12 protein-coding genes are annotated in these 11,164 nt (G+C 73.9%); 2 read left to right on the top strand and 10 right to left on the bottom strand.

From position 1 onward, the window contains the following. Window positions 1-5 precede the first annotated feature (5 nt). Window positions 6-1,238, bottom strand: coding sequence for an MFS transporter (locus tag GA0070214_RS25760; RefSeq protein ID WP_091269093.1), 1,233 nt, complete (start codon window positions 1,236-1,238; stop codon window positions 6-8). A 58-nt stretch (window positions 1,239-1,296) separates the two neighbouring features. Between GA0070214_RS25760 and GA0070214_RS25765 the strand changes: the two genes are divergently transcribed. Next, window positions 1,297-1,764: a MarR family winged helix-turn-helix transcriptional regulator gene (locus GA0070214_RS25765; RefSeq protein WP_091269094.1), complete on the top strand. Its 468-nt coding sequence runs from the start codon at window positions 1,297-1,299 to the stop codon at window positions 1,762-1,764. Window positions 1,765-1,817: 53 nt separating this feature from the next. On the opposite strand, the gene mctP is transcribed toward GA0070214_RS25765, so the two are convergent. From mctP to GA0070214_RS25800, 7 genes are all read right to left on the bottom strand, one after another. Next, on the bottom strand, window positions 1,818-3,473 hold the full coding sequence (mctP, locus tag GA0070214_RS25770; protein WP_091269095.1) for a monocarboxylate uptake permease MctP: 1,656 nt from the start codon (window positions 3,471-3,473) through the stop codon (window positions 1,818-1,820). After that, entirely contained in the window at window positions 3,473-3,718 is a 246-nt protein-coding gene (locus GA0070214_RS25775; protein ID WP_091269096.1) for a DUF3311 domain-containing protein, read from the bottom strand. Before GA0070214_RS25775 ends, mctP begins: the two co-directional genes overlap by 1 nt. A gap of 183 nt (window positions 3,719-3,901) precedes the next feature. Then, entirely contained in the window at window positions 3,902-5,092 is a 1,191-nt protein-coding gene (locus GA0070214_RS25780; protein WP_091269097.1) for a bifunctional RNase H/acid phosphatase, read from the bottom strand. Window positions 5,093-5,097: 5 nt separating this feature from the next. Then, on the bottom strand, window positions 5,098-5,835 hold the full coding sequence (locus GA0070214_RS25785) for a zinc ribbon domain-containing protein (protein WP_091269098.1): 738 nt from the start codon (window positions 5,833-5,835) through the stop codon (window positions 5,098-5,100). After that, on the bottom strand, window positions 5,832-6,662 hold the full coding sequence (locus tag GA0070214_RS25790; RefSeq protein WP_208602918.1) for a Nif3-like dinuclear metal center hexameric protein: 831 nt from the start codon (window positions 6,660-6,662) through the stop codon (window positions 5,832-5,834). Before GA0070214_RS25790 ends, GA0070214_RS25785 begins: the two co-directional genes overlap by 4 nt. Before the next feature lie 139 nt (window positions 6,663-6,801). Continuing rightward, entirely contained in the window at window positions 6,802-7,386 is a 585-nt protein-coding gene (locus GA0070214_RS25795) for a flavoprotein (RefSeq protein WP_091269100.1), read from the bottom strand. A gap of 16 nt (window positions 7,387-7,402) precedes the next feature. Beyond that, complete coding sequence (locus tag GA0070214_RS25800) at window positions 7,403-8,629, bottom strand: helix-turn-helix domain-containing protein (RefSeq protein ID WP_091269101.1); 1,227 nt, start codon at window positions 8,627-8,629, stop codon at window positions 7,403-7,405. Between the two features lie 233 nt (window positions 8,630-8,862). Here GA0070214_RS25800 and GA0070214_RS25805 point away from each other — a divergent pair, with 233 nt between their 5' ends. Next, window positions 8,863-9,543, top strand: coding sequence for a bifunctional DNA primase/polymerase (locus GA0070214_RS25805; protein WP_208602903.1), 681 nt, complete (start codon window positions 8,863-8,865; stop codon window positions 9,541-9,543). Between the two features lie 260 nt (window positions 9,544-9,803). On the opposite strand, the gene GA0070214_RS25810 is transcribed toward GA0070214_RS25805, so the two are convergent. Together GA0070214_RS25810 and GA0070214_RS25815 are read right to left on the bottom strand one after the other, a co-directional pair. Continuing rightward, complete coding sequence (locus GA0070214_RS25810) at window positions 9,804-10,529, bottom strand: FAD:protein FMN transferase (RefSeq protein ID WP_091269264.1); 726 nt, start codon at window positions 10,527-10,529, stop codon at window positions 9,804-9,806. Between the two features lie 50 nt (window positions 10,530-10,579). Further along, window positions 10,580-11,164 carry an FMN-binding protein gene (locus GA0070214_RS25815; protein WP_091269103.1) on the bottom strand — a complete coding sequence of 195 codons (585 nt, stop codon included), beginning with the start codon at window positions 11,162-11,164 and terminating at the stop codon, window positions 10,580-10,582.

An 11,164-nucleotide genomic window follows, 5' to 3' on the forward strand; every position in this document is an offset into this window, starting at 1 on the left:
GCACCTCAGTACGCCTCGCCGACCGGCTCCTCCGCGGCGTGCTCGTTGCGCCGGGCGGCGGAGTTCCACCGGGACCAGAGCACCCGCTCGCCGTAGCCGGCGGCCATCACGTGCGCGAAGGCGAGGTAGACCAGCACGCCGACGGCGAGGACCCCGAAGCCCACCCAGAAGGGGAGGGCGAGCGAGTGCTCGGCGAGCTTGCCGGAGATGATCGGGGCCGGCGCGGCGGCGCCCCAGCGGACCAGGTTGAACGCGCCGGTGGCGACCCGCCGGTCGCTGGAGCCGAGGCCCAGGGCCAGGTCGGTGAGGTTGGCGTTGGCCAGGCCCATGAAGAGGCCGGCGAGGACCAGGACCACCAGCGACATGGCGGTGCCGGTGGAGGTGGCGAAGAGGACCATGCAGACCAGCAGGCCGGCGATGGCGACGCCGACGGTCTGCACCGCGCCGATCCGGTGCGCCAGCCGGTGGCCGACCAGCAGGATGCCGGCGGCCAGGCCGAGGCCCCAGCCGGTGAAGGCCAGGCCCAGCGGGATGACGTCGAGGTGCAGGTAGAGCGGCGTGTAGCCGAGCACCACGAAGAAGACGAAGTTGTAGGCGGCGGTGACCACGCAGAGGGTGATGAACGCCGGCTTGCGGTAGGTCGAGAAGATGGCGCCGAGGCGTACCGGGGGCTGCTTGTGGGCCGGCTCGCGGAGCTTGCGCGAGGCGACGGCCAGGGCCAGGACCATGAAGACGCCGCAGACGAAGAAGGGCAGCCGCCAGGTCACCTCGCCGAGCAGGCCGCCGATCAGCGGGCCGACCGCGAAGCCGAGACCGAGCGCGGTCTCGAAGAGGCCGACCACCCACTCCCGGTCGTTGGCGAGGTTGACCAGCACCACCATGGCGGTGGCGAAGAACATCGCGTTGCCCAGGCCCCAGACACCGCGCAGCACCGAGAGCTGCACGATGTCGTTGCTGAACGACGCGAGGATGGCGGCCAGGCCGACCACCGAGACGCCGGTGATCAGCACCGGCTTGAAGCCGAACTTCCCGCTGGCCAGGGTCGCCGGGATCATGCCGACCGCCATCACCGCGATGTACGCGGTGAAGAGCAGCTCGACCTGCCAGGCGGTGACCCCGATGGCCTCGCCGATGGCGGGCAGGATCGGGTCCACCACGGCGATGCCGGCGATGGCGAGGAAGGCCACCAGCGTGGTGGCGTAGATGGCACTGCGGTTGGGTTCGGATCGCCGATCCACTCCGCGCCTCCAGACAGATAGCTGTATTGTACAGGTAAATCAGTTGTATCATACAGCTATGAGGGACGACGCCAACACGGATGAAGTCACACTCGGCCGGATCGAGACCGAGGTCGCGCTGCTCATGCGGCTCGGCGAGGCGACCCGCCGGGCCAGCGGCACAGCCGAGCACCGGGTGCTGGACCGGGCGGCGTACGTGATCCTGCGGCACCTGGCCGGCGCCGGCCCGCAGAACGTCTCCGCGCTGGCCGCGAAGCTGAACCTGGACGGCTCCACCGTCACCCGGCAGGTCTCGGCCATGCAGCGGGACGGGCTGATCGCGCGCACGCCGGATCCGGCCGACGGGCGCGGCACGGTCATCTCCCCCACCCCGGCCGGCCTCCAGCGGATGGCCGCGGTGCGGGCGGCCCGCACCCGCCTCTACGGCGACATCCTGGCCGCGTGGTCGCCCGACGACCGGGAGAGCCTCGCCGACCTGCTGCACCGGCTCAACGAGGCCCTCGAGTCGCGTACGCGGCGCCGCTGACCGCACGGCGAGGCCCCGGCCGCCGGCGTGGCGACCGGGGCCTCGGTGTCAGGTCAGGCGACCGGTTCGGGGGCGGCGTCCGCGTCCCGCTCCGCGCCGGGGGTGACCCGCGGGTCGCCCTCGTCGGCGAAGTAGTCGTCCGGAGTGGTGCCGTCCACCCCGTCGGCCACCTTCGCGGCCCGCAGCACCAGGGTGAGCAGCGCGGCCACCGCCAGGTTGACCAGCACCGCCACGATGCCCACGTAGATCGTCTTCGGGGTGTCGAAGCCGAACTTCTCCAGCGGGAAGGCGGACCCGGCGAAGTGCTTCTTGCCGGTGGCGGGGTTGGCGATCTGGTAGAGCATCCACATGCCGAGGCCCATGCCGGCCACCCAGCCGGCGATCAGCGCGCCCCGGTGGAACCAGCGGGTGTAGAGGCCCAGCGCCACCGCCGGCAGCGTCTGGAGGATGATCACGCCGCCGATGAGCTGGAGGTCGATGGAGAACTGCGGGTCGAGGAAGACGATGCAGGCGACCGCGCCGACCTTCACCACCAGCGAGGTGATCTTCGAGACGTTCGCCTCCTGCGCCGGGCTGGCGTCCCGCTTCAGGTACTCCTTGTAGATGTTGCGGGTGAACAGGTTCGCCGCCGCGATCGACATGATCGCCGCCGGCACCAGCGCGCCGATGCCGATGGCCGCGTACGCCACGCCCGCGAACCAGTCCGGGAACTGGCTGTCGAAGAGCAGCGGCACCACCGTGTTGCCGTCGACGCTGCCGGCCTTGGCACCGGGCAGCGGCTTCACGCCCGCCGCGATGGCCATGTAGCCGAGCAGCGCGATGAGCCCGAGCAGCAGGCTGTACGCCGGCAGCGCGGACATGTTCCGCTTGATCACGTCCCGGTTCTTGCTGGCCAGCACGCCGGTGATGCTGTGCGGGTAGAGGAACAGCGCCAGCGCCGAGCCGAACGCCAGGGTGACGTACTGGAGCTGGTTGTTGGCGTTGAGCAGGATGCCGTCCCCGGGCGCCGGTGACGCTTTGAACTTCGCGTCGGCCGCGTCGAAGATGTCGCCCCAGCCCCCCAGCTTGTAGGGCAGGTAGACGACCGCCACCAGGATCACGATGTAGATCAGCGAGTCCTTGACGAAGGCGATCAGCGCCGGCGCGCGCAGCCCGGACTGGTAGGTGTAGGCCGCCAGGATCGCGAAGGCGATGATGATCGGCAGGTGCCGGGCCAGCGCGCTGTCCCCGGTCACGCCCATCGTCTTGAGCACCGCCTCGATGCCCACCAGCTGCAGGGCGATGTACGGCATGGTCGCCACGATGCCGGTGATCGCGATGAGCAGCGCGAGGATCGGCGAGTCGAACCGGTTGCGGACGAAGTCCGCCGGGGTGACGAAGCCGTGCCGGTGCGAGACCGACCAGAGCCGGCACAGCACGAGGAACACCAGCGGGTAGATGACGATCGTGTACGGCACGGCGAAGAAGCCCGCCGCCCCGGCCCCGAAGATCAGCGCCGGCACCGCCACGAACGTGTAGGCGGTGTAGAGGTCACCGCCGACCAGGAACCAGGTGATCCAGCCGCCGAAGCTGCGCCCGCCCAGCCCCCACTCGTCCAGGTGGGCCATGTCGCGCGGCGCCCGCCACCGGGCCGCCACGAAACCCATGGCGCTGACCAGCAGGAAGAGGAGGCTGAAGATGATGATCTCGGTGAGGTGGTCGCGCCACATCAGCGGTCACCTCCCCGCTTCTTCGTCATCTGGTAGACCAGCGTGGTGGTGGCCACGCCGAGGATGATCCAGGCCAGTTGCAGCCAGTAGAAACGCGGGAACCCGAACAGCCGGGGCGAGTCGGCGTTGAAGAAGGCCGGGATCAGCGGCACCACGATCGGTATGAAGAGCAACCAGTTCCAGGGGCTGTGGTCCTTCGCCCTGGATCGCGCCGTTGTCGGCGCCTCCGGTTCTGGTGCTGCCATGTGACACACCTCCGGGAAGTCGTAACTTGCCATGTGACGGCCGGAGGCTACGACCCTGTGAACGCGGTCACGTTCTCCCGGAGGACGGCGATGCGCCGAGCGGCGTCCCGCGTGCGCCGAACGGCGGGCGGCTCCAGGTCGGGGCGCATCGTCAGACGCGCCGAGCCGGAGTCGCCGTAGGTGTCAGAGGTCCGCGAGGTGGGCGGTGTCGTTGACCGAGCGGACCGCGACGCCGCCGTCCGGGTAGAGGTCGAGCACCGAGATGCCGGCGGTGTCCAGGTAGAGCCGGTGCAGGAAGGCGTCGCCGGCCGCGAGGGCGTCGCGCAGCACCAGCTTGATCGGCGAGACGTGGGAGACCACCACGACGGTCTCCCCGGGGTACGCCGTGCGCAGCCGGTCGACCGCCCGGCCGGTCCGCTCGGCGACGGCCACGAACGACTCGCCCTCCGGCGGGGCGATGCTCGTGGAGGCGAGCCAGGCGTCCAGTTCCCCGGCCCAGCCGTCGCGCACCTCGGCGAAGGTGCGCCCCTCCCAGACCCCGAAGTCGCACTCGATCAGGTCGTCGTCGGGGCGTACCGGCGGGTTGCCGACCTGTGCGGCGACCGCCTCGGCGGTGGCCACGCAGCGCGCGAGCGGGGAGCTGACCACGGCCGCGACCGACGGCGCGAGGGCGGCCACCCGGGCGGCCGTGGCGCGGGCCTGGGCCCGCCCCCGGTCGGTCAGCGGCACGTCGCCGCGCCCCGAGTAGCGCTTCTGCACGGTGCGCTCGGTCTCGCCGTGCCGGACCAGGATCAGCCGGGTGCCCTCCTCCGTGGGGCGCGGCTCCCAGGAGGCCGGGGTGGTGGCCGGGTCGGTGCCGGTGGCGCGGGCGGTCGCGGCCCGGGCGGCCACCTCGCGCACGGCGGGCTCGGGGGCGGCGACCGCGCGCGGCGCCTCCGCCACCGGCCCGGCCGGCGCCAGGCCGGCCGCCGCGTCCATGGCCGCGTTGGCCAGCGCGTCGGCGTGCTTGTTGCGCTCCCGGGGGACCCAGCCGAACCGTACGCTGTCGAACCGCCCGACCAGCGCGGCGGCCTGCGCGGCGAGCGGCCGCAGCCCGGGGTTCTTGATCTGCCAGCGGCCGCACATCTGCTCGACCACCAGCTTGGAGTCCATCCGGGCCTCCACCTCGGCCGCGCCCAGCTCGGCGGCGGCCTCCAGCCCGGCGATCAGGCCCCGGTACTCGGCCACGTTGTTGGTGGCCGTCCCGATGGCCTCGGCGCGCTCGGCCAGGACCTCGCCGGTCGCCGGGTCCCGGACCACCGCGCCGTAGCCGGCCGGCCCCGGGTTGCCCCGGGACCCGCCGTCGGCCTCGACCACGACCGCGCGCACCGCCACGACGGCTACAGCCCCGACTCGTTGGTCCGGACCATGATCCGCCGGCACTCCTCGCAGCGCACCACGTCGTCCGGGTCGGCCTTCCGGATCCGGGCCAGGTCGGCGCCGGAGAGTTCGAGGCGGCAGCCACCGCAGCGGGCGCCGGTGAGCAGGGCGGCGCCGAGGCCGGTGTCCGTGCGGATCTTGTCGTAGAGGGCGACCAGGTCGGCGGGCAGGTCGCCGGCCAGCGGCTGGCGGGCGCCGCGCTTGAACTCCTCCTCCTTGGCGATCTCGGCGAGGCTGTCGTCGCGGCGCTGCTCGGCCGCGGCGCGCCGGTCCCGGGCCTCGGCGATCCGCCGCTCGACGCCGTCCAGCACGCCCTGCGCGGTCTCCCGCTGCTCCATGAGCTCCAGCTCGGCGTCCTCCAGGTCGCTCTGCCGGCGGTTGAGCGAGGCCAGCTCGTGCTGGAGCGCCTCCAGCTCGCGGGCCGGGCCGGTGCCCGCGGCCAGCCGGTTCTCGTCCTTGGTCTTGCGGGCCCGCACCTGGTCGACGTCCTTCTCCAGCCGGGCGATGTCCCGGTCGAGGTCGTCCACGGCCACCTGGGCGCGGACCCGCTCGTCCTCCAGCGCGGAGAGCTCGCGCGCCAGGGCCGCCAGCTCGGCCAGCTCGGGCAGCGTCCGGCGGCGGTGGGCGAGCTGGGCGAGCGCGGTGTCGATCGCCTGGAGGTCGAGCAGCCGGCGCTGCACCTTCGGGTCAGCCTTCACGGTCGGGGCTCCTTGTCGTCCGGTCGGGGCGCGGCGGCGTGCACGGTCCACGGGTCGGTGTCCAGGTCGGACACCACGGTCTCGACGCCCAGCTCGTCCCGCAGGTGGGCGGCCAGGTCGTCCAGCCAGGGTCGCTCGGTCGCCCAGTGTGCGGCGTCCAGCAGGGCCGGGCCGCCGGCGGCGAGGTGCTCGCCGGCGGGGTGGTGGCGCAGGTCGGCGGTGAGGAACGCGTCCACCCCGGCGGCGGTCGCCTCGGCGAGGAAGCTGTCCCCCGAGCCGCCGCTGACGGCGAGGGTACGAACCATACGCCCGGGATCCCCGGCGGCGCGAACTCCCCAGGCGGTGACGGGGAGCACGGCGGCGGCCCGCCGGGTCAGCTCGGCCAGGGTCAGCGGCGTGGGCAGCTCGCCGATCCGGCCGATGCCCCGGCCGGGCCCGGCGGCGGGCGAGCCGGGGCGGGGCGGATGCAGCGGGCGCAACCCGGTCAGCCCGAACCGGGCGGCCAGAGCGTCGGACACCCCGGGATCGGCCACGTCGGCGTTGGTGTGTGCCACGTACAGCGCCACGTCGGCCTTGATCAGCCGGTGCACGATCCGCCCCTTGTACGTGGTGGCGGCCACCGAGGAGACCCCGCGCAGGAGCAGCGGGTGGTGCGCGACGATCATGTCGGCCCCGGCCGCGAGCGCCTCGGCCACGGTCTCCGGGACCACGTCGACCACGCAGGCGACCCGCCGGACCGGGGCGCCGGGCTCGCCGAGCACCAGGCCGACCCGGTCCCACTCCTCGGCCCAGGCGGGCGGGTAGCGGCGGTCCAGCGCGGCCACCACGTCGGCGACCGTGGGCGGCGATCCGGTTGTGCTCACGGCCGGCCAGCTTACCGGCGTCGGACGACCGACATGCCCGATGGCGGGCAGGAGGGGCCCCCTGTCCGACGGGACGCGTGGACCGGCGGCCCCTGCCCGCACCTCAGGCGACGGGGGCGACCGCGCTGCGCGTCGCGCCGCGCAGCGCGGCCAGGCCGGCCGCCCAGGGGAAGGCGTCCAGGTGCCGCTCCCCGGTGCCCGGCGGGTGCAGCGGCACCACGTGGTCGCCGAAGACCACCCGGACGCCCCACTCGCGGAGCCGGGCCAGGCTGGCCCGGAACGCCGGGTGCGCGGCCATCGCCACGTTGGTGTACGGCACGGCCGCGATCGGCACCCCCATCCCCTGGCCCTCGATCAGCAGGCCGAGGGCGAGGGTGTCCGCGATGCCGGCGGCCCACTTGTTGACGGTGTTGACCGTCGCGGGGCAGACCAGCATGGCGTCGGCCGCGGGCAGCACGTCCGGATCGCCCGGGTTCTTGTAGTGGGTGCGGACCGGGTGGCCGCTCTGGCGGGCCAGCGCCGTCCGGTCGACGAACTTCGCGCCGTCCGGCGTGGTCACCACGCAGACCTGCCAGCCGTCCTGCTGGGCCAGGTCGACCAGCCGGCCGACGTTACGGGCCAGCGGCGAACCGCAGGCGATGACGTAGAGCACCGGACGGTGCCCGTTGCTGGTGTGCGGGCCGGTCATAAGACCCGACCCACGCTCATACTCCGACTCCCATATGCTCAGCCAACTCCGCGATCGGCGAAGGCGGCGCACCCCGTGTGCGACGGAGTACGTCCGACATCACCTCGTGGGCGATGGGCCGGCAACGGATCTCGGAGGGCGCGAGCCGGTCGCCGCGGAGCAGCATGTCCCCGGCGTTGGCGACGTCACCGATCTGGGCGAAGCCGCGGGCGATGTCGAGCAGGTGGTGCGCGCGCCGCTCGGGCAGCAGCGCGTTGAACGCGGGCTCGGCCAGGCGGTGGTGCGTCTCCACGGCCCGGCCGCCGTCGCCCAGCTCGACGGCCGCGGCGGCCCGGTGCAGCTCCAGGTTGGTCGGGCCGAACGAGGTCCAGTAGTGGTTGTGGTCGCCGCCGAGCAGGGTGGCCGCCTCGCCGGCCCCGGTCAGCAGGTCGTCCACGGTCGCCGAGTCGCCGATGCGGGCGGCGGCCATCGCGCCCTGGAGCAGCAGCATGCCGTAGACGGAGAGTCGTTCCGGCCGGACGTCGTTCTCGCCGCCGGGGGCCAGCCGGTTGGCGATCCGCACGTTGAGTTCGAGCGCGGGGCGGGGGCGGCCCATCGCGACGAGGGCGTTGCAGACCCGGGTGGTGGCGATGCCGGCGAGCAGGGGGTCGTCGGCCCGCTGGGCGACCGCCATCGAGCGGTCGGCGGCCAGCCAGGCCAGATCGCACTCGCCGAGCTTGCGCAGCACCGAGGAGGCGATCTGGTAGACCTGCCCGAGCAGGTGGGCGGCCTCCCGGGCCTGGTCGCCGCCGTAGCCGGCGTCGGCGGCCTGGGCGTCGCGCAGCAGCTTGGGCAGGGCGCGGGTGAGCATGCCGTAGCGGCCGTACTGGTAGGTGAGCCAGGCGTGGTTGACCGCCTTGCGCATGTCGTTCAGCGGCGGGGGGTAGGGCGCCGCGTCGAAGTACGCGCTCATCGAGTCGTAGCGCTCCAGCGCGGCCCGAATCTCCTCGACCTCGACCTGGTCGATGCAGTTGAGGGCGTCGGTGCGCCGCTCCGGGTCCTTGCCGAGAAGCAGCTGCACATCGACCTGGAGGATGTCGGCGATCTCGTAGACGACGGAGAACTTGTCGAGCCGCCGGACGCCGCGCTCCACCTTGTCCACCCAGCTCTTGGACTTGCCGAGCCGGTCGGCGAAGACCTGTTGGGACATCTTGCGCCGGCTCCGCCAGTAGGCCACCCGCCGGCCTATGGGTAGCTCGTCCATCTGACTATCCCTCCCCCTGCTCGCATCCGGCTGATCCCCCCGGTCGACCAATCGCGACGGTCCTTCGGTTTTCAGGTTTTCGCTGGTCGCACAGTCTGTACGTCGGCCGTACGGCCAGTTCTCGTAGTTTTCGTGCAAGTTGCACGGGCCGTTCGTCAGCTCAACGAGCGTGGGTTACGGCAGTGACGGCGTTCGACGTGTGGTGTGTGGACGGTTCCGGCGGGCGAGAGGGGATGGGGCACATGTGGGGGAATGTCGGACCGCGCGTGGCCCACCTGTCGCCGCTGGAACGGGTCCGGCTGCGCCGGGTCGCCGTCCGGTACGCCGCGCACGGCTGGGCCGTGACCCCCGGCGCCTGCCTGGCCAACAGCCGCTTCGTCTGCGGCCGGGCGGGCTGTCCCACGGTCGGCTGCCATCCCGCCCTGGAGAACTGGGAGCACGCGGCCAGCGCCGACCCGGCCCGGGTGGCCACCTGGTGGCGCAGCCGTCCGCACGGGGTGCTGCTGCCCACCGGGCACGCGTTCGACGTGCTGGAGGTGGCGGCCCACCTGGGCCGGCGGGTGCTCGACACGGTCGCCACCCATCCGGCCGGCTTCGGCGTACGCGGGCCGGTGCTGGTCACCCCCACCGGCCGCTGGATGTTCCTGGTCCGGCCCGGCGATCCGCTGCGCCCCGAACTTGAGCACTGTTTCCACGTGGTCCGGCACGGTCCCGGCTCGTGGATCCCCGCCCCGCCGACCCGGCTCCCCGAGGGGACCGTCCGCTGGGCCGTCGCCCCCGAGCAGGCCCGCTGGCGGCTGCCCGACTCGTACCTGGTGCAGAACGCGCTGATCGCGGCGTTACGGGCGGCCGGGATCACGCTCACCTCCGACCTGCTCCCCGGTCAGCTCCCCCTCCCCCGGCGCGGCTGCTGACCGGCGGCCAGCGACCTCCGCGGCGTCGCACTCGTTGTGCCTGATGGAGAGGCGCAGGAAGCGCCGGGAGCGGGGGTGGAGGATGTCCGAGGACGACGCGGCCCGCCACAGTGGCGGCACCGAGCCACCGCCGCACCGGCGCCGCCCGTACCGCTGGGCCTTCACCCGCCCGTGGGGCACCCGGCCGCGGGGCTCGCGTCCCCGCGGCTCCCGCCCCGCCACGACCCACCGCCCGCTCCGCTGACGCCCGCCGGGCGCGGTCAGGGAACCAGCGGGAGGGCACGCGAGTGCAGGAGGCGGGCGTCGTCCGTCACCACCGCGTGCCGCCACGGGCCGGGCAGCCGGTCCAGCCAGCCGATGCCGGCCTCGCCCATGGCCACGGCGGCGGTGGCGTAGGCGTCGGCGACGCCGAGGTCGGGGCCGACCACGGTGACCGAGCGCAGGCCGGTGGCCGGTGCGCCCCGGCGGGGATCCACGACGTGGTGGCCGCGCTCGTAGACGCCGGAGGTGGCGACCGCCAGGTCGGTGCCGGTCAGCACGAGACAGGTGGCGGCCGGGTCCCAGGGGTGCCGGACACCGATCCGCCACGGGTCACCGGTGGCGGCGTGGCCGCGTACCCGGACGTCGCCGCCGGCGTTCACGCAGTGGTTCGGGGCGCCCGCCGCGACCAGCCGGTCCGACGCCACCTGCGCCGCCCAGCCCTTCACGTAGCCCGACGGGTCCAGCCGGCCCGTGGCGTACGCGTCGAAGTAGCCGTCGGTGCCGGTCCACAGGTCGGCGCAGCGCTCGAGCACCGCCCGCAGGTCGGCCGACGCTCCGGCCAGCGGCAGCTCGCCCCGGTCCAGGCGGCACACCTCGCTGTCCGCCCGGTAGGTGCTGAACCGGGCGTCCACCTCGCGCAGCCAGGCGAAGGTGTCCCCGGCCAGCTCGTGCAGGGTGGCGGCGGGCAGGTCGTCGGCCAGGTCCAGGCTGATCGCCGTACCCATGATCTGCTCGACCCGGCGCAGGCCCGGCCGGCGGGCGGCGGCCACCAGGGTCATGCCTTGTCGAGCGCGGCCTGGAGCGACTGCTTGTAGGCCGTGCTCGTGTAGGTGGCCCCCGAAACCGTGTCCAGGTTGGCGCTCTGCTTGGCGACCACCTCGCCCGAGCTGCCGCTGTAGCGGGCCTGCACGTCGTCGGCGCGCAGGCCCTCCTGCCCGCCGACCGGCATGTCCAGGCCGGTGGCGTCGACGATCCGGCTGCCGCTCAGGGTGATCTGCACGCGCAGGGAGCCGTAGCGGTAGGCGACGGTGGGGCCGGTCACCGTGCGGGTGCTGACCTTCGGCGCGCTGGTGGTGGCCCGGGGCGCTGCGGTGGTGGCCCGGGTGGTGGTGCCGCCGCGGGCGCCGGGGGTGCGGCCGGCGCCCGCCCGGGCGCTCGGCTTCGCCGACGCGCTCGGCCGGGCCGAGGGGGTGACGCCGCTCGGGGCCGGCGCGGGGGCCGCCGAGCCGCCGGCGGCGACGGGGGCCTGCGCCACCGGGCGGTCCGGGGCGGCCTGGCCGGTGCCCGGGGTGCCCTTGAGGACCACCAGCGCGGTGGTGCCGGCGGCCAGGCCGGTGATCGCGAGGAGCGCGCGACGCAT

This window comes from Micromonospora chaiyaphumensis (assembly GCF_900091435.1).
GTDB classification, from domain to species: domain Bacteria; phylum Actinomycetota; class Actinomycetes; order Mycobacteriales; family Micromonosporaceae; genus Micromonospora; species Micromonospora chaiyaphumensis.